The organism is Bacillus sp. 5RYD7K (assembly GCF_059831465.1).
The window spans coordinates 3,109,700-3,134,785 of record NZ_CP191200.1 but is presented as its reverse complement, the minus strand read 5'-3'; the positions used below and the strand labels follow the sequence as shown (position 1 = coordinate 3,134,785).

Genomic DNA, 25,086 nt, shown 5'->3' with positions numbered 1-25,086 from the left:
TGATTCTGAATATTGACATGATACCGTCAGCTCGTTATTCTTTAATAGTTAAACATATTAACTACTATTAAAGGAGGGGGAAAAGGTGCATGAAGAAAAAGTAAAACAGCTCATTCAGCGTTATTCCGATGTATACCTGCACGTCTTAAAAAAAATTGACAGCATTATCGCCGAAAAAGTGAACAAAGAGCTGACATTGGATCAATATTACATACTCCGCTATATTATGCTCAATCCCGATTGCAAATCAATTGAACTGGCAGCGGTATGCCACGTCAACAAAAGCGCCATTACATCCATGACGAACCGCCTGTATGAAAAAGGATACATCAAAAGAGAACGGAGCGAAAGCGACCGCCGGAGCATTCTGTTAAATGTTACGGAAAAGGGGACGGAAGTATTTCACCGAGTGGAGCAGCGGATTGAGGATCTCGTCCGTTCATACATTATGCATTTTGATGAAGACGAGGCGGAAATGTTCGTTAATACATACGAAAAATTATATCGACTGATGATGACAGAGGAGGATCGGCAAACATAATGAAAAAGATTATCCAAGCCCGCTGGATCATCGCCGCGGCATGGATCGCCGCAACGGTGATATTTATGCTTACAGCGCCTGATATGGCTGAATTGACACGGGAGAAAGGCCAGATTTCCGTACCGGACGGATATTCCTCTTCTTACGCCCATAAACTGCTTGATGAAATGTCTGATTCAGACGCACCGTCTTCTTCAGCCGTCATCGTATTTCACGAGAAAGGCTTAATGACAGACAAAAAAGCTCGTTTGCAAGAGGCTGTGGACACTTTATCTGAACATAAAAAAGCGCTTCATATTAAAACGGTGACCTCATATTTCGGGGAAAAAAATGAAGACGTCAAAAAACAGCTGCTGTCAAAAGACAGACAAACGATGCTCGTTCAGCTGCAGCTTGATACATCAAAAAATGACATCATCAAAATAAAAGACAAAATTGATAAAGAACTGAAACCGTACGGCGTATCATACGGCATCACAGGCCAGTCCCTGATTGACGAAGATGTGCTGAAAAGCTCGCAGGACGGCTTAAAAAAGACCGAATATATTACGGTTGCCTTTATCCTGATCGTGCTGATTCTTGTATTCCGATCAGTGGTTGCTCCGTTTGTGCCGCTTTTATCTGTATTAATTTCTTATTTAGTCAGCCAGTCCATTGTCGCATTTTTAGTCGATCAGCTGGATTTCCCGCTCTCAACCTTTACGCAGATTTTTATGGTTGCGATTATGTTCGGAATCGGCACCGACTATTGCATCCTGCTTCTCAGCCGCTTTAAAGAAGAACTGTCTCACGGGGCTGATATAAAAGAAGCGATCGTTGTGACCTATAAAACATCCGGAAAGACGGTTTTATACAGCGGCGGAGCGGTATTGATCGGATTTGCCTGCATCGGATTTGCGACATTTAAACTGTATCAGTCGGCAGCTGCCGTTGCGGTCGGCGTCGCGGTGCTGCTGCTTGCACTCATGACGATTGTGCCGTTTTTTATGGCTGTTTTAGGAAAAAGACTGTTTTGGCCTGTTAAGGGCGATATTTCCCATCCGCAAAGCAAAGCATGGGAAACGGCAGGGCGGTTTTCATTTAAAAGGCCGCTCATCAGTCTGGCGATCGTGGCGGTATTTACCGTCCCGCCTATCCTTCTTTACAAAGGCGCTCTATCTTACAACAGCCTTGACGAAATCGGGGATAAATATGAATCTGTCCGCGCGTTTAATACAATTTCAAACGCATTCGGACCCGGAGAACTTCTGCCGGCGACAGTCGTCATCAAAAATGACGACAAATTAAATACTGAGAAACACCTGATTGATATCGAAAAAATCAGCAGAGAACTTGAAAAAACAGAGGGTGTGAAAACGGTCAGAAGCGCCACGCGCCCTGCGGGAAACGGATTGAATCAATTATTTGTCACAAATCAGGCAAAGCAGCTTCAAGAAGGGCTTGATAAAGGCAATACAGGACTTGAAAAAATCACGGACGGATTAGGGCATGCCGCAAAGTCGTTAGCTGATTCACAGCCGCAGATCGAAGAGTCGGGAAAAAGCGTCAATCAGCTTATTGACGGAACACTGTCTCTGAAATCCGGGCTTTCTGATATAGGAGAAAACCTGAATAAACTGCAGGCGGGCGTCAATAAGAATAAAGCCGGCGTTGCTCAAATGAGAAAGCAGATTGAAGAACAGAAACAAATGCTCTCTATGCAGCTCAGCCAAAACAGCGGTCTCGCTTCAGAAACGCAAAACGCTTTAAAGCTGGTCAAAACCGTTCTGCCGATGAAAAATGAAGCGAGCAGGCAGCTTGCTGATTTGAACAAACAGCTTAATCAGCTGCCGTTTGCAAAACTGGAAGCGTCGATACCGGCAGTGAAAGCCGATCCGTCCTATCAAGTGATCAAATCGGCATTTACGGATGTACAGTCAGCCGTTTCCAAAGCAAATAGAGACGCAGAAGCGTTTTCTAAAGAGGTTGACAGTCAAAAGGATCATCTGCAGCAAGCGGAAAAACAATTTTCCCGGCTGTCAGCCGCCCAGAAAAAGATTGACACCCAAATTAACGCAATGATTAACGGTCTGACCCAAATTGAAAACGGCCTTCAGCAAGTGTCAGACGGCCAGGGGGCTCTTGCCGGACAAATGCCGCGCCTTGAATCGGCGGCAGGGCAGCTCGCGGAGGGGCAGAAAAAAATGCAGAGCGGTCTCGGTGATTTTTCTTCCCAGCTCAGCAATCTTTCTTCCGGACTTAACGATAGTGTAAAAGGGCTTAAGAAAGTGTCGAGCGGCATGATGGGGGCGAATGATTATCTGGGTGAGCTTCATAAGGCGTCAGACAAAGAAATGGCCGGCTGGTTTGTGCCGAAAGAAGCCTTGGAAAACAGCGATTTCACAAGCGTGTTTAATACGTACATGTCAGATGACAGAAAAACGACAGAATTAACCGTCGTTCTTGATAACAACCCTTATTCAAATACGGCTATTCAAGATATTGAAGCGATCAAAGCGAGCGTTAAAAGAATCATTCCGAACACCGATCTGAAAAATGCCTCTTTCGGCGTCTCCGGGGTTTCCAGCATGAATGCCGATTTAAAAGAAGTATCGGATTCAGATTTCAAACGGACGGCAATGTTTATGCTGGCGGGTATTTTTCTGATTCTCATCGTGATGCTGCGCTCCCTCATTATGCCGGTTTATTTAGTGGCTTCGCTCGTCCTGACGTATTTCGCATCCATCGGGGTGACGGAATACATCTTTACTCACTTCTTCGGGTATCCGGGCGTAAACTGGGCCGTGCCGTTCTTCGGCTTTGTCATTCTGATGGCTCTTGGTGTGGATTATTCCATCTTTTTAATGGACCGCTTTAATGAGCTGAAAAAAGAAGGAACGGAAGCCGCGATGATCAGCAGTATGAAAAATATGGGCTCGGTCATCATTTCGGCAGCAATTATTTTAGCGGGAACCTTTGCGGCCATGCTGCCGTCAGGCGTTCTTTCCCTTTTGGAGATTGCAACCGTGGTATTAACCGGCCTCCTCATGTATGCAATTGTTGTCCTTCCGTTTTTTGTACCGGTCATGGTGAAAATCTTCGGAAGAGCCAACTGGTGGCCTTTCAATTTGAAAAAATAACGTACAATGCCTCTGCCTGTTTTCGGGCAGAGGTTTTTTGTTTCCTTATAAATCCTCCAGTTGATATAATTACATCTGCACACTCTTTTTTGCGAATGCTGAATTTTGGTCATAATACATACTATTAAAGAATGAACGAAGGAGGTTTCACATGACTTACGTAAATGAAATGAAGTCAAAGCACGGCGGAATCACCGCCCACATCGTAAAGACTGAGAAATTTAAAACCGTTTCACTGACGTTTAAAATGCTGGCTCCTTTAACGAAAGAGCTCGTAACAAAAAGGGCGCTGTTTCCTCATGTGCTTCTCCGCGGTACAGAAAGCCGGCCGAAAACCGCTGATTTGCGTTCTTACTTCGATGAGCTGTACGGGACATCCGTTTCCGCTGATCTGACAAAAAAGGGAGAACGTCATGTTATTACGTTCCGGCTTGAGATTCCCAATGAAAAATATCTGAAGGACCGCACACCATTATTGGAAAAAGGGCTTCAGCTTTTATCAGAGCTTGTCTTTTCGCCTGCTTTGGAAAACGGCGCCTTCCTGCCCCTTTATGTCACGCAGGAAAAACGGACGCTGAAACAGCGGATTCAAGCCGTATATGACGATAAAATGAGATATTCTAATCTCCGTCTCGTTCAGGAAATGTGCAAAAGCGAACCGTATGCCCTTCACGTCAACGGCGAGATCGATGATGTCGAACACATTACGCCGCAAGATCTGTATGAAGCCTATCAAAAAGCCATACGCGAAGATCAGCTGGACCTGTATGTCATCGGTGATGTTGACACAGATCAAGTGAAAACGGCTGTTGATACGTATTTTAAAACGGACGAACGGGCGCAGCAGCCTTTAGAAAGAAGCACGGCGAACGAACAGCCTGACCCGAAGGAAGTCATTGATGAAGAGGACGTTAAACAAGGCAAACTGAATATCGGATTCCGGACCAATACGACATACACAGACCCGGACTATCCGGCATTGCAAGTGTTTAACGGGCTGTTCGGAGGTTTCTCTCATTCGAAGCTGTTTATAAATGTCCGTGAAAAAGCGAGTCTCGCCTATTATGCAGCCTCAAGGGTGGAAAGCTTCAAGGGGCTCCTGATGGTCATGTCAGGCATTGAAGTGAAAAATTATAAGCAGGCCGTCACCATTATTGAAGAACAATTTCAAGCTATGCAAAACGGTGACTTTTCAGACGACGATATCGCCCAAACGAAAGCTGTTATTAAAAACCAAGTGTTAGAAACGATTGATACGGCATACGGCTTAGCGGAATTTCTGTATCAGCAGGCTTCAGCCCAAGTGGAGATACCGATCGAAACTTTCCTTGACAATATCGAGAAAGTGACGAAAGAGGACATTATCAATGTCGGAAAGAACATCAAGCTGGATACGACTTATTTCTTAAAAGGAACGGGGGGAGCATCTTGACTAAACCGATAAACTACGAACAGCTGCAAGAAACGCTGTATCATGAAAAAATGGCAAACGGCCTTGATGTCTATGTGCTGCCGAAACAGGGCTTTAATAAAACATACGCCGTGTTTACGACAAAGTACGGTTCCATTGACAATCAATTCGTTCCTTTAAATAAGGAAGAAATGGTTCACGTCCCTGACGGAATCGCGCATTTTCTTGAGCATAAACTGTTTGAAAAAGCGGACGGCGACGTGTTTCAGGACTTCAGTAAGCAGGGGGCGTCGGCAAATGCCTTTACTTCATTTACACGAACCGCTTATCTGTTCTCCAGCACTTCAAATGTAGAGAAAAACCTGGAAACACTCGTGGATTTTGTTCAGGATCCGTATTTCACGGAAAAATCAGTGGAAAAAGAAAAAGGCATCATCGGCCAAGAAATTAACATGTATGATGATAATCCGGATTGGCGGCTGTTTTTCGGCCTTATCGAAAATATGTATAAAGACCACCCCGTGAAAATTGACATTGCCGGAACGGTAGAAAGCATCTCACATATTACGAAAGATCTGCTGTATGAGTGCTATGAAACATTTTATCACCCGAGCAATATGCTGCTCTTTATCGTCGGTCCCGTAGATCCTGAAGCGATCATCAGCCAGGTGCGGAAAAACCAGGAGAAAAAGCCGTTTACAGATCAGCCTGAAATCAAACGTGAAGAAGTTCAGGAGCAGGAAGCGGTTTTCCGCCGGGAGCAGGAATTAAAAATGAACGTCCAAGGCTCAAAATGTCTTGTCGGCTTAAAGGCGAAAAACCCTTATAAAACGGGGCGGGAGCTGTTGAAGCACGAGCTCAGCATGAACCTCATGCTTGAATGTCTCTTCGGAAAAAGCTCACCGCATTACGGCGACTTGTACGACAAAGGCTACATTGATGAAACCTTCAGCTTTGATTATACGGCTGAATACGGATTCGGTTTTGCCTCAGTCGGAGGAGATACACCGGAGCCGGATAGGCTTGCTGACGAATTAAAACAGATGCTGCTTGATGCGGGATCAGCCGTGACTGCGGAAAAGCTTGACCTGGCGAGAAAAAAGAAAATCGGGTCATTTTTAAAAGCGCTCAATTCGCCTGAATACATCGCCAACCAATTCACGCGTTACGCCTTTTTAGATATGAGTCTGTTTGATGTCGTAACCGTACTGGAGCAGATCACCCTGGAAGACGTAGAGCGGGTCATTAAAGAAGAAGTGTCAGAAGACAGGCTGACAGTCTGCAAAGTCGTGCCAAAATCATAAAAAAACATCCCTCACGCCCTGAGGGATGTTTTTCTGGGGAAAGAAGGAATGTTGATTGATGAAACAGACAGCGCTCGTCACCGGAGCAAGCGGCGGAATCGGACAAAGTATAAGTGAAGTCCTCGCAAAAAACGGATATGACGTGCTTTTGCATTATCATTCTAATAAAGAAGCCGCACACAGGCTTGCGGAAAGATTGAGCGCATCATTCGGTGTAAAAGCCTCTATTATTCAGGCGGATCTGTCCTCACCGGAAGGCGCGGAGACACTCAGCCGCTCCGTTAAACAGCCTGTGGACGCTCTGATATTAAACAGCGGCAAAAGTCATTTCGGCCTGATTACGGACGTGACGGATGACACGGCGCGGGAGATGGTGCAGCTGCATGTGACGAGCCCGTTTTTGTTGGCGCGTAATCTGGTGCCCGGCATGATCCGGAAAAAAAGCGGAGGCATCGTCGCGATCGGTTCCGTATGGGGAGAAACAGGCGCATCGTGCGAAGTGTTATACAGCATGGTCAAAGGAGCGCAGCATTCGTTCGTCAAAGCGCTTGCCAAAGAGCTCGCTCCGAGCGGCGTCCGCGTGAACGCAGTCTCGCCGGGCGCCGTTGACACGAATATGCTTGATCAGTTTACGTCTGATGAAAAAGAAGCATTGGCAGAGGAAATACCCGCGGGCCGGCTGGCAAATCCCGAGGAAATCGCCGAAGCGGCAGCGTTTTTATTATCGGAGAAGGCTTCCTATATTACCGGACATATATTATCGGTAAACGGTGGCTGGCACTGCTGAAAAAAATGTGTGTATAGTTTGCATCTGCACGGACAAAATAATTTTGTAACAACAGATGAAATGGAGGAAGCCAACATGTCAGTATTAGAAAACTGGGATAATTGGAAGAATTTCCTTGGCGACAGATTGAACTATGCACAGGAAAAAGGGATGAGTGATGAAACGGTCACTGATCTCGCTACAGAAATCGGCGGTTACCTTGCGAACGAAGTCGACTCGAAAAACCATCAGGAAAAAGTGCTTGCTGATCTTTGGAGCGTTGCTTCTGAAGATGAACAGCGCGCCATTGCAAATATGATGGTGAAGCTTGTTGAAAATAACAGCACTCATTAAGAGGGGAGGATTTTCTCCTCTCTTTTTTTATGTTTTCCTCTATAGAGCAACATTCTTCTTTCTAATTAGAGAAAAATGTTTTATGATAAAGGAAGGTAAAAATTTGCCACAATGGAGGGGGTATATCATTTGGCAAAGCTCGAATGGTATTTTGAATATGAAATTCAAGTGAACCGCCCCGGCCTGCTCGGGGATATTTCATCTCTTCTCGGGATGCTGTCAATTAATATTGTCACAATTAACGGTGTCGACCTTTCCAGAAGGGGAATGCTGCTCAGATGCCGGCATATAGATCAAATTAAACGGTTGGAATCAATTTTAAAAACAATGGAGACCATTAAAGTAACGAAGCTGAGAGAACCGAGGCTTCGCGACCGTCTCGCAGTCCGTCACGGAAGATACATTCAGCGTGATGCCGATGATAAAAAAACCTTCCGCTTTGAAAGGGACGAGCTTGGCCTTTTGGTTGACTTTATGGCTGAGCTGTTTAAAAAAGAAGGACACAAACTGATCGGAATCCGGGGAATGCCGCGGGTCGGAAAAACGGAGTCCATCGTTGCCTCAAGCGTCTGCGCCAGCAAAAGATGGCTTTTCGTATCTTCAACGCTGTTAAAGCAAACGATCCGCAGCCAGCTGGTTGCCGATGAATACAGCACGGAAAACGTATTTATCCTTGATGGCATCGTTTCGACAAGACGGGGCTCTGAGCGCCATCTTCAGCTCGTCAGTGAAATTATGAGGCTCCCGGCGACAAAGGTCGTGGAGCACCCGGATATTTTTGTTCAAAATTCGGAGTATACGCTCGATGATTTCGATTATATTATCGAACTCAGAAATGATCCTGACGAAGTCATTACATATGAACATGCAGAAGAACCGCAAATATTTGATCAGACCGGTTTTTCAAGCTTTGATTTTTAATATTGGAAGGTGTTTGTTGTGACAGAATTAGCAATCCGGCTTAAAGAAGCCAGAGAGGAAAAAGGGATGTCATTGGATGAACTCCAGGCGGCGACGAAAATTCAGAAAAGATACTTAACCGCTCTGGAAGAAGGCTCCTATGATGTCATTCCCGGCAATTTTTATGTGCGGGCGTTTATCAAGCAATACGCTGAAGCTGTCGGGCTTGATTCAGACCAATTATTTGAAGAATATAAAAAAGACATCCCGAACACGTATCATGACGATGTGTCGGAGAAAATCTCCGGTCTCGCCATGCAAAGGGAGCTGCCTAAGTCCTCAAAGGCGGCGGAATGGCTTCCGACCGTTCTTATTGTCATCGGTGTGATTATCGTCATTGCGATCGTGTATGCGATTATTCAGTTTGGAATAAGCAAGTCCGGGCAGACTGACAGCAATAAGGCCGTCCCCCAAAGTGAGAGCAAGTATGAGATTCCTAAGGATTCTGCGCTGAAAAACGACGGCAATACAAATGACGGAGCGCAAACTGACAGCAAAAAAGACAAAAAAGCGCCAGAGGAGAAAAAGAAAGAAAAGAGCAGTGAAAAGACAGAGATCAAAGCGGCCGGAACAGAAGGCTCCGCTTCTTCATACAACGTTTCCGGAGCTGATAAGTACAACCTTGAACTGATTGCTTCCGACAACGCTTGGATCCGCGTCCGTGATGACAGCGGCGGTTCATTAAAAGAAGGAACGCTGCAAAAAGGCCAAACCTACAAAAAAGACATCACAGATCAAAAGCAGATTGAAATACGCACGGGCTATGCCCCTAACCTGAAAATTAAAATCAACGGAGAGGTTCTGTCCTATGAACTCAATCCGCATGATGTGATGGCGCAGACCATAACAATCAAGATGAAAAAATAAAAGGGGAAAAAGTCATCTGAACGATTAAGATGACTTTTTCTTCACGTCCGAGTACATATTATTGGAGGGGCTTTATGTTTAACTTACCGAATAAAATCACACTGGCAAGAATCGCTTTAATTCCTGTATTTATGATTATCATGCTTGTTCCTTTTCAGTGGGGCAGCCTTCATATAGGGGATGAATCGATTCCGGTCGCACATCTTACGGGAGCTGTTTTATTCATTATCGCATCAACGACTGACTGGGTGGATGGCTACTACGCCAGAAAGCTGAACCTCGTGACAAACTTCGGGAAATTTTTAGATCCGCTGGCTGACAAGCTGCTTGTGTCTGCGGCATTAATTACGCTTGTGCAGTTTGACCTGGCGCCGGCGTGGATGGTCATCGTCATCATCAGCCGCGAATTTGCCGTAACGGGACTAAGACTTGTGCTGGCGGGAACGGGGGAAGTCGTAGCCGCCAATATGCTGGGAAAAATTAAAACATGGGCTCAGATCATCGCTGTTGCAGCGCTTTTACTTCATAATCTCCCGTTTGAGCTCGTTTCTTTCCCGTTCGGCGATATCGCTTTATGGGTGGCTGTGCTCTTCACAGTCATTTCCGGCTGGGATTATTTTGCGAAGAACTGGGATGCGTTAAAAACATCTAACTAAGAAAGAAGGACTTGAACATGGAAATAGCAAAAAAAGCGGAAATCATTGCAGTCGGCTCAGAGCTTCTGCTCGGCCAGATCGCCAATACGAACGCTCAGTTTATCAGTAAAGAGCTGGCGGAAATCGGCGTAAACGTGTTTTACCACACCGCTGTCGGTGACAATCCGGAGCGGCTTAAGCAAGTCATCCGCATTGCCGAAGAGCGCTCGGACCTGATTATTTTTTCAGGCGGCCTCGGACCGACCAAGGACGATTTAACAAAAGAAACCATTGCAAACACAATGGGACGCCCGCTCGTTCTGAATGACGAAGCGTTCCGGTCGATTGAAGAGTATTTCGCGAAAACAAAACGGACCATGTCGCCGAATAACCGCAAACAGGCGCTCGTTATTGAGGGCTCGGACGTTTTGGCGAATCATTTCGGCATGGCGCCGGGAATGCTTGCAGAGCACGGATCAAGGCTTTATATGCTGCTTCCCGGACCGCCGAGCGAGCTGCGTCCGATGTTTGAAAATGAAGCGAAGCCGCTGCTTCTTAAAAAGCTCGGTTCAAATGAGAAAATCGTTTCAACCGTGCTGCGGTTTTTCGGAATCGGTGAATCTCAGCTTGAAGCTGATTTAGAAGATATCATTGACGCGCAGACGAATCCGACGATTGCGCCGCTTGCTGCTGACGGCGAGGTCACGCTGCGTTTAACGGCGAAACATGCCGATGAAAAAGAAACAGAACGGCTTTTAAAAGAAACGGAAGCCGCCATTTTAGAACGGGTCGGTGAATTTTTCTACGGATATGATGATACCTCCCTGGTGAAGGAGCTTTCAAAAGCATGCAGACAGAACGGAATCACGATTTCCTCTGCCGAAAGCTTTACAGGCGGACTGTTTTCAGAGTGGGTGACTGATTTGAGCGGCGCGTCTCAACTTTTTGCAGGAGGCGTTGTCTGCTATTCCGACAGCGTGAAACAGCAGGTGCTCGGCGTGAAAGCTGAGACGCTCGCAGATAGCGGAGCGGTCAGCAAAGAGTGCGCGAGAGAGCTTGCCGCCGGTGTCAGAAAGCTGACCGGAAGCGATATCGGTATCAGCTTTACCGGAGTTGCGGGCCCGGATCCGCAGGAAGGGCATGCCCCGGGCCGCGTCTTTATCGGCATTTCCGCGGAAGGAAAAGAAGAGGTGCAAGAATTTAACTTTGCCGGATCAAGAACCGGAATCAGAAAGCGCGCCGCTAAATACGGCTGCCATCTCATTTTAAAAATGCTGGATCAAAAATAAAGTTTTAAAAGGGCGTTTTCCCTGATTTTTAATTTTTACGAAGGGAATTATGTTCTTTTGAAGAAAAGCGAACGCGGAAAAAATCCGAATATGCGTTCGCTTTTTTCTTGGCAAATGTCAGTAAACAAGGTATAGTATATGTAGTGGCAAGATAAAGGAGGAAAAAAATAAATGAGTGATCGTCAGGCAGCCTTAGATATGGCTCTTAAGCAAATAGAAAAACAATTCGGCAAAGGTTCCATCATGAAGCTCGGGGAAAAAACGGATACAAGAATTTCAACGGTGCCGAGCGGCTCCCTTGCACTTGATACCGCTCTCGGAATAGGCGGATACCCGCGCGGACGGATTATTGAAGTGTACGGACCTGAAAGCTCAGGTAAAACGACCGTAGCGCTTCACGCCATCGCTGAGGTTCAGGAAAAAGGCGGACAGGCAGCATTTATTGATGCTGAGCATGCCCTTGATCCTGTTTATGCGCAAAAGCTCGGTGTCAATATCGAAGAGCTGCTTCTGTCTCAGCCGGATACGGGAGAGCAGGCGCTGGAGATTGCTGAAGCGCTGGTGCGAAGCGGAGCTGTTGATATCGTAGTCGTTGACTCTGTTGCGGCGCTTGTTCCAAAAGCTGAAATTGAAGGTGACATGGGTGACTCACACGTCGGTTTACAGGCGCGTCTCATGTCTCAGGCGCTCCGTAAGCTTTCCGGGGCCATCAATAAATCTAAAACAATCGCAATCTTTATTAACCAGATTCGTGAAAAAGTCGGCGTTATGTTCGGAAATCCGGAGACGACACCGGGCGGACGCGCGCTGAAATTCTATTCTTCCGTGCGTCTTGAAGTGCGCCGTGCTGAGCAATTAAAGCAGGGTAACGACGTGATGGGGAATAAAACGAGAATTAAAGTCGTAAAAAACAAAGTCGCTCCTCCGTTCCGTACGGCTGAAGTGGACATCATGTACGGTGAAGGAATCTCCAAAGAAGGGGAAATCATCGACCTTGGAACTGAACTTGATATCGTGCAAAAAAGCGGCTCGTGGTATTCTTATGAAGAAGAACGCCTCGGACAGGGCCGTGAAAATGCCAAGCAGTTCTTAAAAGAAAATAAAGACATCATGCTGATGATTCAAGAACAAATCCGTGAACATTACGGTTTGGACAATAACGGTGTTACGGAAAAATCGGAAGAAACTCAGGAAGAGCTTGAATTTGAAGAATAAAAGCACGATCAAAGGGCGGAATAAGCAATTTCCGCTCTTTTTTTGTGTGTTTAAAAAAACACTGGCTGTTTCGGAAAATTTTATCTGAAATGTTACAACTTTTTTCACCCTTCACTCGTCTAACATCATGGCGAAAGTTGAAATTATATCTGAGGAGGAAAAAAGATGACGAGCCCCCGCCGCACAAGAATTAACAAAAAAAGAAAGAAGAAATTGATGAAAACGGGAGGGCTGTTTCTTTTTCTGCTGCTTGTCACTGTTTTTATTATGATCTGGACCGTCACAGCGCATCACCGGGAGAAGGATTCTGTTAAAAGTGCTCCCGCCGCTCAATCTGATTCTTCAAATGACCAGACTCAACAAAAAAAAGAAAAGACGCAAAAAGAGAAAACACCTAAATCAATCGATCACAATAAACGGATCAGCAATTACTTGCAACAGATTGGGTTCAGCGGCACAGCAATGGTCGTAAAAGATGGAAAAGTTGTGCTGAAAAAAGGTTTTGGCTATGCGGACCGAAAACAAAAAATCAAAAACAATCCGGAAACATCATATTATATCGGTTCTTCACAAAAAGCGTTAATTGCGACGGCTGTCCTGCAGCTTGAAGAAAAAGGGCTGCTTCAGACGAGTGACCCCGTCAGTACATACTTGCCGAATTTTCCTAACGGCACGCGCATCAAACTGAAAAACCTGCTCAATCATACGTCCGGCATAAACGGACATATTGAGGGTCAGGGACCGATTTCTCCCATTGATTTAATTAAGGATATAGAATACCGCGGAATTAAACGGCAGCCTGGGGTTTGGGATTACAGAGATTCCAATTATTCAGTGCTCGCCTATATCGTATCTCAGGTCAGCGGGGAGTCATACGAACAATATATAAAAGACCACGTATTCAAACCGGCCGGAATGAAGCATGCCGGATTTTACAAAACATTTGCTGAAGCCAAATATCCTGCCGTCGGCTACAAAGTTGATGAGAGCGGACAGCTTGTAACGCCTCACATTTTGGACTTATCGCAGCTGTATGGGGCGGGCGACATGTATATGAGTGCTGAAGATCTTTATAAATTTGATAAAGCGGTCGTCAACGGCACGCTCCTTTCAAAACAAAGCTTTACAAAAATGTTCACAGCCGGAAGCAGTTCCGCTTACGGCATGGGATTTTACATTGATCCGGGAAGCTATTCCAATCACGGTGTGATGCCCGGTTACAACATTTTGAACAGCTTCAGCCATTCGGCAGGCAAATATGTCATTTTACTGTCAAATATTCAGAATAACGCCAAATTAGGACAGGTAAACAATAGAATTTACCAATTGCTTAACCAGCCGGACTAGACGAGCCGTCATTTGCGAAAAGCAGATGAAGATGTGGTATGATATATACATGGCGAAGATTCTAAGCCGAAGGCGAATCGTTAAGCTGGCAAGCTTGACAAGTATTTCCGACACAATTACAATGAAGTTGTAACATTTGTTTTTTTAACATGATTGTTAAACCATTTAAACTTGACAAGGGCATGAGAGATTCATTCCCTGTGAAGGTTCTGTATGTTGAGAAAATCTGACAATGTACATGCCGGCACTTATTTAAGCAACAACCAAGTTCATAGCAAGAGGAGGTGAAAGTATGACCCTAATGACGGTTCTCATCTCCATTTTGCTGACTCTGCTCGGTTTAGTTGTTGGCTACTATGTTCGTAAAACCATTGCCGAAGCAAAGATTGCGGGCGCACGCGGTGCTGCCGAGCAAATCCTTGAAGATGCAAAGCGTGATGCTGAAGCACTGAAAAAAGAAGCTCTGCTTGAAGCAAAGGACGAAATCCATACACTTCGAATAGATGCTGAACAGGAAGTTCGTGAAAGACGAAATGAGCTTCAAAAACAAGAAAACCGTTTACTTCAAAAAGAAGAAAATCTTGACCGTAAACATGAAGGAATTGATAAACGGGAAGCGATGTTGGAGAAGAAAGATCATTCTCTGAATGAACGACAACAACATATTGAAGAGATGGAAAGCAAAGTGGATGAGATGATTCGTATGCAGCAGTCAGAACTCGAACGCATTTCGAGCCTGACACGGGATGAAGCGAAACAAATCATTCTTGACCGGGTTGAAAATGAGCTTTCACATGATATCGCCATCATGACAAAAGAAACCGAAAACCGTGCGAAAGAAGAGGCGGATAAAAAGGCGAAAAACATTCTGTCGCTTGCTTTGCAGCGCTGTGCAGCAGATCATGTTGCCGAAACGACGGTATCGGTCGTCAATCTTCCGAATGATGAGATGAAAGGACGTATCATCGGCCGTGAAGGGCGTAACATCCGTACGCTTGAAACGCTTACAGGTATCGACCTGATTATTGATGACACCCCTGAAGCAGTCATTCTTTCCGGATTTGATCCGATCAGACGGGAGACGGCAAGAATCGCTCTTGATAAACTCGTGCAGGATGGCCGTATTCACCCGGCGCGCATTGAAGAAATGGTTGAAAAATCCCGCCGCGAGGTTGATGACTATATCCGGGAAATGGGTGAACAGACGACGTTTGAAGTCGGCGTTCACGGACTTCATCCGGACCTGATCAAGATTCTCGGCCGATTGAAATTCCGTACAAGCTACGGGCAAAACGTACTGAAACATTCCATGGAAGTGGCGTTTTTAGCCGGTTTAATGGCTTCCGAACTTGGAGAAGATGCAAAGCTTGCCAAGCGGGCCGGTCTTCTGCATGACATCGGAAAAGCAATTGACCATGAAGTGGAAGGAAGCCACGTGGAAATCGGAGTGGAGCTTGCGACCAAATATAAAGAGCATCCAGTCGTCATTAACAGTATTGCGTCACACCACGGAGACGAAGAGCCGACTTCCATTATCGCTGTTCTGGTCGCTGCCGCTGATGCACTGTCAGCCGCAAGACCGGGTGCGAGAAGTGAGACGCTCGAAAACTATATCCGCAGACTTGAAAAGCTTGAAGAAATCTCCGAGTCTTACGAAGGTGTTGAAAAATCATTTGCGATTCAGGCCGGCCGTGAAGTTCGCATCATGGTGAAACCGGACTCCATTAATGATTTAGAAGCCCATCGTTTGGCGCGTGATATCCGAAAACGAATTGAGGACGAGCTTGATTATCCGGGCCACATTAAAGTGACCGTGATCAGAGAAACTCGAGCCGTAGAGTATGCAAAATAAAGTGATGCTTAGCGCATCACTTTATTTTTTTGAGCCCCAGAAAAGAAAGGAATGGAATGTATGAGAATTTTATTTATCGGGGATGTTGTCGGTTCCCCGGGCCGCGACATGGTAAAAGAATATGTCCCGAAACTGAAAGCGAAACATAAACCGCATTTTACGATTATTAACGGAGAAAATGCAGCACACGGAAAAGGACTGACGGAAAAGATCTACCATAGCCTGATGGAAGCCGGAGCCGATGCCATTACAATGGGAAACCATACGTGGGATAAAAGAGAGATCTTCGACTTTATTGATGATGTGCCGCATCTTGTCCGGCCGGCGAACTTCCCGGAAGGTACGCCGGGAAAAGGCATTACCTATATTAAATCGAACGGAAAAGAGCTTGCCGTCATGAATTTACAGGGACGGACGTTTCTTCCGCCGCTTGATGATCCGTTTGCTAAAGCGGATGAGTTAATAGAAGAAGCGAAAAAGCGCACGCCGTACATTTTTATTGATTTTCACGCCGAAGCGACAAGCGAAAAAATTGCGATGGGCTGGTACACAGACGGAAGAGCCTCTGCCGTGGTTGGCACGCATACACACGTACAAACGGCAGATAACCGCATTTTGCCGAAAGGAACGGCATATATTACTGATGTAGGCATGACGGGTCCGTACGACGGAATCCTTGGTATGGACAGAGAAACGGTCATCAAGAGGTTTAAAACCAATCTTCCTGTCCGGTTTACCGTTGCGGAAGGGAAAACAACGCTGAGCGGAGTGCTCATCGACATCGACGAGCAAACGAAAAAAGCCGTAAATATCGAACGGATTTTAATCAATGATGACCATATGTTCTTTGAATAGGTGATCATGTGTTTATTTTATAAAAATATTAAAAGGAAAAGCAGGAATATAGCAACTTCTTAGTGAATATAGTAGAAATGGAAGGTAGCCCGCTATTTTTGAAAAGCATTGTGGGGATGGCTTTTTGGATAGCAACATCTAATAATGATTGTTCTAATGAACACTCACTTATCCATTGTAAAACTAAGGGGGAGCAGAAATGGAAATCTTAAAAGTTTCAGCAAAATCAAGTCCAAATTCAGTGGCAGGCGCGCTTGCGGGCGTATTGAGGGAACGCGGAGCCGCCGAAATTCAAGCAATTGGGGCGGGTGCCTTAAATCAGGCTGTTAAAGCGGTTGCGATTGCCAGAGGCTTTGTCGCGCCAAGCGGCGTAGATTTGATTTGTATTCCGGCTTTTACAGATATACAGATTGACGGAGAAGAAAGAACGGCGATTAAGTTAATCGTCGAACCCCGTTAAACCAAAACCTGTTCATTCTCAACCTGCTTGCATAAGGCGAGCAGGTTGTTTTTATTGCTGTCATATTTTCTCACAATATTATATTGATAGTACGAAGAGATGATAAACGGCTTTATTCATATAATATTCAAAAAAAATCCCGCCCATTTTTCCGGACGGAAGCAATTGTATTTACTGAATGGACACTGCTGTTTACCTCCTTCTTAAGCCATGTTACAATCCAGTTATTACAGTGTTTTTTTGAGGAGGAGTGTACATGTTGGAAGGAAAGATGAAAGCTGTCGTCAAAAATGAAAACGCTTTCGGAGCAACTTTGAAAGAAATTTCCATACCTTCCATTAATGAGAATGAAGTTCTCATTAAAGTACAGGCCGCATCTATATGCGGTACAGATGTGCATATTTATAATTGGGATCAATGGGCGCAGGAACGAATCAAAACACCTCAAGTATTCGGACATGAATTCAGCGGTATCGTAGCAGAAACAGGCAAGCACGTCACAAATGTCAAAACAGGCGACTATGTATCGGCGGAAACCCACTTCGTCTGCGGAACTTGTGTCCCCTGTTTAACAGGAAAACATCATGTGTGCACTCATACAAAGATCCTTGGCGTGGATACAGCCGGATCCTTCGCTGAATATGTCAAAGTGCCGGCTCAAAACATTTGGAAAAACCCTGCTGACATGGATCCTGCCGTCGCCTCAGTTCAAGAGCCGCTTGGCAACGCGGTGCACACGGTGCTGGAAAGCGGCCATCTGGCGGGCGGCACCGCTGCAATTATCGGCTGCGGGCCGATCGGACTCATGGCGGTGGCTGTGGCTAAAGCGGCCGGCGCATCCCGCATTGCGGCCATTGATAAAAATGATTACAGACTGGCTCTTGCAAAAAAATTAGGAGCCGAAATTACGATTTCAGCTGACAAGGAAGACCCGCTTAAGGTCATTGATGCCTTAACGGGCGGAGAAGGAATAGACCTTGTCTGCGAAATGTCAGGCAACCCTGCAGCGATAATACAAGGATTAAAGATGGCGGCCAATGGAGGAAGATTTCATATGCTGAGTCTGCCGGAACACCCGGTGACGATTGACCTGACAAATGACGTGGTGTTTAAAGGGCTGACCGTTCAGGGCATCACAGGCAGAAAAATGTTTGAAACATGGCGTCAGGTATCGCATCTGCTTGAATCCGGCCTTGTTGATCTGACTCCGGTGATTACCCATCAGTTTCCGCTTGAAGAATTTGGAAAAGGATTTGACCTGATGAGAAAGGGCCAGTGCGGCAAAGTCATTTTGATTCCATAAAGGGAGGGTTCTATAATGAAAGAATTTGAATATCTAAAAGCAGAGCTTGATAAAATGAAAGAAAATAACACATGGCAGCAAATGAAACAAATTGAAACGAAGCAGGGGCCGTCGGTGGCAGTCAAAGGGGAGAACGTGATTCAGCTTTCATCGAACAATTATCTCGGTCTGACGTCGCACCCAAGGCTTGTCGAAGCGGCCAAACGCGCTGTGGAGGAATTCGGAGCGGGTACGGGGTCCGTCCGGACAATCGCGGGAACATTTGCGATGCACAATGAGCTGGAGAAGAAACTGGCAAACTTTAAAAAAACAGAAGCGGCACTTGTTTTTCAATCAGGATTTACAACGAATCAAGGCGTTTTATCAAGCATTCTTACAAAAGAGGATATCGTGATATCTGACGAATTGAACCACGCTTCCATTATCGACGGGATCAGGCTGACGAAAGCAGATAAAAAGGTGTACCGCCATGTCGATATGGACGATTTGGAAAGGGTGCTGAAAAAGTCAATGAATTACCGCATGCGCCTCATCGTCACGGACGGCGTATTCTCAATGGACGGCAACATCGCTCCATTGCCTGACATTGTCAAACTTGCAGAGGCGTACGATGCTTTTGTCATGGTTGACGATGCACATGCTTCCGGCGTACTCGGAAAAAACGGAAGGGGAACGGTTAATCACTTCGGGCTTGACGGAAGAGTCCACATTCAGGTGGGCACATTAAGCAAAGCCATCGGGGTTCTTGGCGGATATGCTGCAGGGTCGCAGGTTCTGATCGATTACCTGCGCCATAAAGGCCGTCCTTTCTTATTCAGCACGTCTCATCCGCCTGCGGTAACGGCAGCATGCATAGAAGCCATTGACGTCCTGCTGGAAGAGCCGGAACATATGGAAAAGCTATGGGAGAACACGGCGTATTTCAAAGACAAACTGGTTCAAATGGGGCTGACTCTTACAAAAAGCGAAACACCGATCGTGCCGATATTAATAGGTGAGGAAGAAAAAGCCCAGGCATTATCAGACCTTTTATTGACCCGCGGCGTCTTTGCACAAAGCATCGTGTATCCGACCGTCGCTCAGGGAAAAGCGAGAATCCGCACCATTATTACAGCGGAGCATACAAAAGAGGAGCTTGACCGGGCGCTTGAAGTGATCCGTTCAGCGGCAAAAGAGCTTCAGCTTGTATAAGAGGGAAATGATTCCCTCTTTTTATTTCTTATTGATTCTTATTCTCAATAAGGTGTACAATAATAGGCTGGCGGTTGTGCCAAACGCTTTTAACCAGTATACTTGAGGGTGGAAGTTTCGGTTGAAAGGAGACATTCGAACATGAATGAAAAGCAAAAGCAGGAAAGCGGACAAGTAAATCCAGCGGACAAAAAATCCGAAAAGGATTACAGTAAGTATTTTGAAGCCGTATATATTCCGCCTTCTTTAAAAGATGCGAAAAAACGGGGCAAAGAATCCGTTCAATATCATAACGATTTTAAAATCTCAGAAGAATTTAAAGGTCTCGGCGAAGGCAGGAAGTTTTATATCCGCACGTACGGATGCCAAATGAACGAGCATGATACGGAAGTCATGGCGGGTATTTTTATGGCGCTCGGTTATGAAGCGACAAATTCGGTCGATGATGCGAATGTCATTTTATTAAACACCTGCGCCATCCGGGAAAATGCTGAAAACAAAGTGTTCGGTGAGCTCGGCCATTTAAAAGCGCTCAAAAAAAATAATCCGGATCTGATTCTGGGTGTATGCGGCTGTATGTCACAGGAAGAATCAGTCGTAAACCGCATCCTTAAAAAGCACCCATTTGTCGATATGATTTTCGGCACGCACAACATTCACCGCCTGCCGGAACTGTTATCAGAAGCCTACTTATCAAAAGAGATGGTTATTGAAGTGTGGTCGAAGGAAGGGGATGTCATTGAAAACCTTCCGAAGGTCCGCAACGGGAAAATTAAAGGCTGGGTCAACATTATGTACGGCTGTGATAAGTTCTGCACATACTGCATCGTGCCGTACACCCGCGGAAAAGAGCGGAGCCGCCGTCCTGAAGAAATCATCCAGGAAGTCAGAAGACTTGCAAGCGAAGGCTATAAAGAAATCACGCTGCTCGGTCAAAACGTTAATGCGTACGGAAAAGATTTTGAGGACATGACGTACGGACTCGGTGATTTAATGGACGAACTGCGTAAAATTGATATTCCGAGAATCCGGTTTACGACGAGCCACCCGCGTGACTTTGATGACCATCTGATCGAAGTGCTCGCCAAAGGCGGCAACCTGCTTGACCATATCCATCTTCCGGTTCAATCAGGAAGCTCGGCGATGTTAAAAATGATGGCGCGCAAATATGACAGAGAACGCTATTTGGAGCTTGTCGGAAAAATTAAAGCAGCGATGCCGAACGCTTCACTTACTACCGATATCATTGTCGGTTTCCCGAATGAAACGGATGAACAGTTTGAAGAAACGCTTTCGTTATATCGCGAAGTGGAATTTGACAGCGCATATACGTTTATCTACTCTCCTCGTGAAGGCACGCCTGCAGCGAAGATGAAAGACAACGTTCCGATGAGGGTCAAAAAAGAACGTCTTCAGCGCCTCAATGATTTGGTGAAAGAAATTTCAGCCAAAAAAATGAAGGAATATGAAGGCAGGACTGTCGAAGTATTAGTTGAGGGAGAAAGCAAAAATAACCCTGACATTCTTGCCGGCTATACGGAAAAAAGCAAGCTCGTCAACTTCAAAGGGCCGAAAGACGCCATCGGCAAGATTGTACGCGTCAAAATCGAACAGGCGAAAACATGGTCGCTTGACGGTGTGATGGCAGGAGAAGCAATCGAGGTGAAATAATAATGACGCTTTACTCTAAGAAAGACATTGTCCAGCAGGCAAGAAACCTTGCGAAAATGATTTCTGAAACAGAAGAAGTTGATTTTTTCAAACGCGCCGAGGCGCAGATTAATGGAAATGAAAAAGTCTCTGCGATTATTAATCAGATTAAAGCTCTGCAAAAGCAAGCCGTTAACCTGAAGCATTATGAAAAGCTTGAAGCTTTGAAACAAGTGGAAAGTAAAATTGACGCCCTGCAGGAAGAGCTTGAAGGAATTCCGATCATTCAGGAATTCAGAGATTCCCAGATTGAGGTCAATGATCTTCTTCAGCTTGTCGCCCATACGATTTCCAATCAGGTGACAAATGAAATCATTACGTCTACCGGCGGCAACCTGCTGACAGGAGAAACCGGTTCAAAAGTAAAACATTCGAACAACAGCTGTTCTCTTTAAACACGGGGCCATCATCGGCCCGTGTTTTTTTGTCCATTTAGAACTAATTATTATATGTACTAAATATTCATCGTGTTGCCGTTTCGGCCCATTTCCCCTCAAAAAGTTTAATCAGACTTAAAAGTAAAGTTTCTGGGCGGGGCTGCATACAATGAAACAGAAACTTTGTATTTTTATATTTTTATTATAAAAATGCACATGAGACAAATGCCCAGCATAAGATAACACGAAGAAGAACAAGGAGGCCTATCGGAATGTCTGAATACAGGGAAATTATTACGAAAGCGGTAGTTGCGAAAGGCAGAAAATTCACCCAGTGCACGAATACAATCTCACCTGATGAAAAACCGTCAAGTATATTGGGCGGCTGGATTATCAATCACAAATATGATGCCGAAAAGATCGGGAAGACTGTAGAAATTGAAGGGTATTATGATATAAACGTCTGGTACTCTTACGCTGATAATACAAAAACGGAAGTTGTAACCGAGAGAGTGAAATATGTTGATGTAATTAAACTCAGATACAGAGATACTAATTACTTAGATGACGAACACGAAGTCATTGCCAAAGTGCTGCAGCAGCCGAATTGCCTTGAAGTCACCATTTCTCCTAACGGAAATAAAATCGTCGTTCAGGCCGAGCGGGAGTTTTTAGCGGAAGTGGTCGGGGAAACGAAAGTAGTCGTAGAAGTAAATCCAGACTGGGAAGAAGACGATGATGATGATTGGGAAGACGATCTTGACGAAGAATTAGAGGACATTAACCCTGAATTTTTAGTCGGAGATCCTGAAGAATAAGCAGAGGCTGGGGGAGTCAGCACCCCAAGTCTCTTTTTTATATATGAAGATATCACTCTTTTGTTTATGTTATAATGGGATGCGGAAAACAGAAGATACATAGTGAGGGATTAAATGATGGCTAGTTACACGCCTATGATACAGCAATACTTGAAAATAAAGGCAGAGCACCAGGATGCCTTTTTATTTTTTCGGCTAGGTGACTTTTATGAAATGTTTTTTGAAGATGCAAAAAAAGCGTCACAAGAGCTTGAAATTACACTGACGAGCAGAGACGGAGGTTCAGCTGACAAAATTCCGATGTGCGGCGTGCCTTATCATTCTGCGGCGGCTTATATTGAACAGCTGATTAAAAAGGGCTATAAAGTTGCGATCTGTGAGCAGACGGAAGATCCGAAGGCGGCTAAAGGCGTTGTGAAACGGGAAGTCGTCCAGCTGATCACGCCGGGAACCGTGATGGACGGAAAAGGCATTCATGAGTCGGAAAACAACTTTATCGCTTCCGTTTCCGAATTTCGTGACGGATACGGCCTCGCTTTATCGGATTTAACGACCGGAGAAAACCTGGCCGTATTTATTGAGCGGATTGAAGATGTCATGTCAGAGATTTATTCAGTCGGCGCCAAGGAGATTGTCGTCTCAAGCAAGTTTAATGAAAAGACAGCAGCCCAGCTGAAAGAACGGTGCGGCGCAACGATTTCCATCGAAGACGGAGAAATGACAGAACAGATCGAAATTGCAAAGCACTTGCCGGGCGAAGAGCTGACAAAGACGTTTATGCGTTTATATACGTATTTGCAGAAAACGCAAAAACGGAGTCTGGATCATCTGCAGCCGGTTCAAGTGTATGAATTGGAAGAAGCGATGAAAATTGACCTGTATTCCAAGAGGAATCTTGAACTGACGGAAACGATCCGTTCAAAAAGCAAAAAAGGCTCGCTGCTCTGGCTTTTGGACGAAACGAAGACAGCAATGGGCGGCCGGCTTCTCAAACAATGGATTGACCGTCCGCTGATCAGAGCATCCCAAATCGAAGAACGCCAGGAAATGGTTGATACGCTGATCAATCATCTGTTTGAGCGTGAAGATCTGCGCGAGCGCCTTAAAGAAGTGTATGATTTAGAGCGTCTTGCGGGCCGGGTCGCATTCGGAAACGTCAATGCAAGGGATTTAATCCAGCTGAAAGAATCATTAAAACAGGTGCCGAGCATTAAAGAGCTTGTAGGGTCTCTTAACCATAAAAAAGCAAAAGAACGCGCCGGCTTGATTGATCCGTGCGGAGATCTGCTTGATTTGTTAGAGGATGCGCTTCATGAAAACCCGCCGTTATCTTTAAAAGAAGGCAACTTAATAAAAGACGGCTATCACCAGAAGCTCGATGAGTACCGTGACGCCAGCAAAAACGGCAAAGACTGGATCGCAAGACTGGAGCAGCAGGAACGCGCTTATACGGGCATCCGTTCATTAAAAGTCGGCTTTAATAAAGTGTTCGGCTATTATATTGAAGTCACAAAAGCAAACATTCATCTGCTTGAGGACGGGCGGTATGAGCGGAAGCAGACGCTCACAAACGCCGAACGGTACATTACGCCGGAATTAAAGGAAAAAGAAGCGCTTATTTTAGAGGCGGAAAACAACATTTGCGAGCTGGAATATGAGCTTTTTGCCGAACTGCGGGAAAAAGTTAAGAAATTTATTCCGCGTCTGCAGCGTCTTGCTAAGCAAATGAGTGAGCTGGACGCGCTGCAATGCTTTGCCACGATCAGTGAAAACAGGCATTACACAAAGCCCGTCTTTTCTGATAACGAGGTCAAAGTCATTGAGGGGAGACATCCTGTCGTTGAAAAAGTGATGGACAGTCAAGAATACGTGCCGAACAATTGCCTGATGGGCGATTCACGGGAAATGCTCCTGATTACGGGTCCGAATATGTCAGGTAAAAGCACGTATATGAGACAGATCGCACTCTTGTCCATCATGGCTCAGATCGGCTGTTTTGTGCCCGCAAAAGAAGCGGTTCTGCCGATTTTTGATCAAATCTTTACGAGAATCGGGGCTGCGGACGATTTGATTTCCGGACAAAGCACCTTTATGGTGGAAATGCTGGAAGCGAAAAACGCGATTGTAAACGCCACAAAAGACAGCCTGATCCTGTTTGATGAAATCGGACGCGGGACATCAACGTACGACGGAATGGCGCTGGCACAGGCAATTATTGAATATGTTCATGATCATATCGGCGCTAAAACACTGTTCAGCACGCATTATCATGAACTGACGGTGCTTGAAGATAAGCTCCCTCAGCTGAAAAACGTTCATGTGCGCGCCGAGGAATATAACGGCACGGTCGTGTTTCTCCATCAAATTAAAGAAGGAGCCGCAGATAAAAGTTACGGCATTCATGTCGCTCAGCTTGCCGAGCTCCCGGATGATCTGATCAGCCGCGCGCAGGAGATCTTAAAACAGCTTGAGCAGACAGGAGATAAACCGGAGCTTCCGGCGGCACCTGAGAAAAAGCCCGCCGTCAAAGAAGAACCGGCACAATTGTCCTTTTTTGCTGACAGTGATAAAAAACAGAAGGCACCGGCTGTTTCTCATAAAGAAAAACAAGTGCTTGAAGCCTTCAAGTCAATCAATATTCTTGATATGACGCCGCTTGAGGCGATGAATGAAATGTACAAGCTGCAAAAAAAATTAAAATAGAAAGAGGTG

21 protein-coding genes are annotated in these 25,086 nt (G+C 45.5%); all 21 read left to right on the top strand.

Translation table 11 applies throughout. The features are described 5' to 3' along the window. Window positions 1–85 precede the first annotated feature (85 nt). Complete coding sequence (locus ACQE26_RS15345) at window positions 86–541, top strand: MarR family winged helix-turn-helix transcriptional regulator (protein ID WP_500470003.1); 456 nt, start codon at window positions 86–88, stop codon at window positions 539–541. Beyond that, window positions 541–3,660 (top strand): MMPL family transporter, encoded by a 3,120-nt coding sequence (locus tag ACQE26_RS15340; RefSeq protein WP_500470002.1) that lies wholly within the window; start codon window positions 541–543, stop codon window positions 3,658–3,660. The genes ACQE26_RS15345 and ACQE26_RS15340 overlap by 1 nt, the downstream gene beginning before the upstream one ends. A gap of 151 nt (window positions 3,661–3,811) precedes the next feature. Then, the gene (yfmF, locus tag ACQE26_RS15335) at window positions 3,812–5,092 is read left to right on the top strand and encodes an EF-P 5-aminopentanol modification-associated protein YfmF (protein WP_060962763.1); all 1,281 of its coding nucleotides are present in this window, start codon (window positions 3,812–3,814) and stop codon (window positions 5,090–5,092) included. After that, window positions 5,089–6,375: an EF-P 5-aminopentanol modification-associated protein YfmH gene (gene yfmH / locus ACQE26_RS15330; RefSeq protein WP_500470001.1), complete on the top strand. Its 1,287-nt coding sequence runs from the start codon at window positions 5,089–5,091 to the stop codon at window positions 6,373–6,375. The genes yfmF and yfmH overlap by 4 nt, the downstream gene beginning before the upstream one ends. 58 nt (window positions 6,376–6,433) lie before the next feature. After that, window positions 6,434–7,162: an elongation factor P 5-aminopentanone reductase gene (gene ymfI / locus ACQE26_RS15325; protein WP_438422127.1), complete on the top strand. Its 729-nt coding sequence runs from the start codon at window positions 6,434–6,436 to the stop codon at window positions 7,160–7,162. A gap of 75 nt (window positions 7,163–7,237) precedes the next feature. Further along, on the top strand, window positions 7,238–7,495 hold the full coding sequence (locus ACQE26_RS15320) for a DUF3243 domain-containing protein (protein ID WP_060962762.1): 258 nt from the start codon (window positions 7,238–7,240) through the stop codon (window positions 7,493–7,495). Between the two features lie 129 nt (window positions 7,496–7,624). Continuing rightward, window positions 7,625–8,416 carry a DUF3388 domain-containing protein gene (locus ACQE26_RS15315; protein ID WP_007409819.1) on the top strand — a complete coding sequence of 264 codons (792 nt, stop codon included), beginning with the start codon at window positions 7,625–7,627 and terminating at the stop codon, window positions 8,414–8,416. An 18-nt stretch (window positions 8,417–8,434) separates the two neighbouring features. Next, on the top strand, window positions 8,435–9,322 hold the full coding sequence (locus ACQE26_RS15310) for a helix-turn-helix domain-containing protein (protein WP_500470000.1): 888 nt from the start codon (window positions 8,435–8,437) through the stop codon (window positions 9,320–9,322). Window positions 9,323–9,396: 74 nt separating this feature from the next. After that, window positions 9,397–9,978, top strand: a complete 582-nt coding sequence (pgsA, locus tag ACQE26_RS15305; RefSeq protein ID WP_016936065.1) for a CDP-diacylglycerol--glycerol-3-phosphate 3-phosphatidyltransferase — start codon at window positions 9,397–9,399, stop codon at window positions 9,976–9,978. Between the two features lie 17 nt (window positions 9,979–9,995). Beyond that, window positions 9,996–11,246 (top strand): competence/damage-inducible protein A, encoded by a 1,251-nt coding sequence (locus tag ACQE26_RS15300; RefSeq protein ID WP_500469999.1) that lies wholly within the window; start codon window positions 9,996–9,998, stop codon window positions 11,244–11,246. Window positions 11,247–11,417: 171 nt separating this feature from the next. Then, window positions 11,418–12,461: a recombinase RecA gene (gene recA, locus ACQE26_RS15295; protein ID WP_015417498.1), complete on the top strand. Its 1,044-nt coding sequence runs from the start codon at window positions 11,418–11,420 to the stop codon at window positions 12,459–12,461. 165 nt (window positions 12,462–12,626) lie between these two features. Then, a complete protein-coding gene (locus ACQE26_RS15290) occupies window positions 12,627–13,808 on the top strand; it encodes a serine hydrolase domain-containing protein (protein WP_060962760.1) in 1,182 nt (393 codons plus the stop codon). 292 nt (window positions 13,809–14,100) lie between these two features. Next, a complete protein-coding gene (gene rny / locus ACQE26_RS15285; protein ID WP_016936061.1) occupies window positions 14,101–15,660 on the top strand; it encodes a ribonuclease Y in 1,560 nt (519 codons plus the stop codon). A 60-nt stretch (window positions 15,661–15,720) separates the two neighbouring features. Next, window positions 15,721–16,515 carry a 2',3'-cyclic-nucleotide 2'-phosphodiesterase gene (gene ymdB / locus ACQE26_RS15280; RefSeq protein WP_060962759.1) on the top strand — a complete coding sequence of 265 codons (795 nt, stop codon included), beginning with the start codon at window positions 15,721–15,723 and terminating at the stop codon, window positions 16,513–16,515. A 199-nt stretch (window positions 16,516–16,714) separates the two neighbouring features. Continuing rightward, window positions 16,715–16,975, top strand: coding sequence for a stage V sporulation protein SpoVS (spoVS, locus tag ACQE26_RS15275; protein WP_003154135.1), 261 nt, complete (start codon window positions 16,715–16,717; stop codon window positions 16,973–16,975). A gap of 256 nt (window positions 16,976–17,231) precedes the next feature. Continuing rightward, window positions 17,232–18,278, top strand: a complete 1,047-nt coding sequence (gene tdh, locus ACQE26_RS15270) for an L-threonine 3-dehydrogenase (RefSeq protein WP_500469998.1) — start codon at window positions 17,232–17,234, stop codon at window positions 18,276–18,278. Window positions 18,279–18,290: 12 nt separating this feature from the next. Further along, window positions 18,291–19,469: a glycine C-acetyltransferase gene (locus tag ACQE26_RS15265; RefSeq protein WP_500471496.1), complete on the top strand. Its 1,179-nt coding sequence runs from the start codon at window positions 18,291–18,293 to the stop codon at window positions 19,467–19,469. A 141-nt stretch (window positions 19,470–19,610) separates the two neighbouring features. Next, window positions 19,611–21,140, top strand: coding sequence for a tRNA (N6-isopentenyl adenosine(37)-C2)-methylthiotransferase MiaB (miaB, locus tag ACQE26_RS15260; protein ID WP_003154116.1), 1,530 nt, complete (start codon window positions 19,611–19,613; stop codon window positions 21,138–21,140). A gap of 2 nt (window positions 21,141–21,142) precedes the next feature. Then, on the top strand, window positions 21,143–21,574 hold the full coding sequence (gene ricA / locus ACQE26_RS15255; RefSeq protein ID WP_060962756.1) for a regulatory iron-sulfur-containing complex subunit RicA: 432 nt from the start codon (window positions 21,143–21,145) through the stop codon (window positions 21,572–21,574). Window positions 21,575–21,828: 254 nt separating this feature from the next. Next, window positions 21,829–22,374 (top strand): outer spore coat protein CotE, encoded by a 546-nt coding sequence (gene cotE, locus ACQE26_RS15250; protein ID WP_016936056.1) that lies wholly within the window; start codon window positions 21,829–21,831, stop codon window positions 22,372–22,374. Window positions 22,375–22,491: 117 nt separating this feature from the next. Then, window positions 22,492–25,077 (top strand): DNA mismatch repair protein MutS, encoded by a 2,586-nt coding sequence (gene mutS / locus ACQE26_RS15245; protein ID WP_500469997.1) that lies wholly within the window; start codon window positions 22,492–22,494, stop codon window positions 25,075–25,077. The last annotated feature ends 9 nt before the right edge of the window (window positions 25,078–25,086 follow it).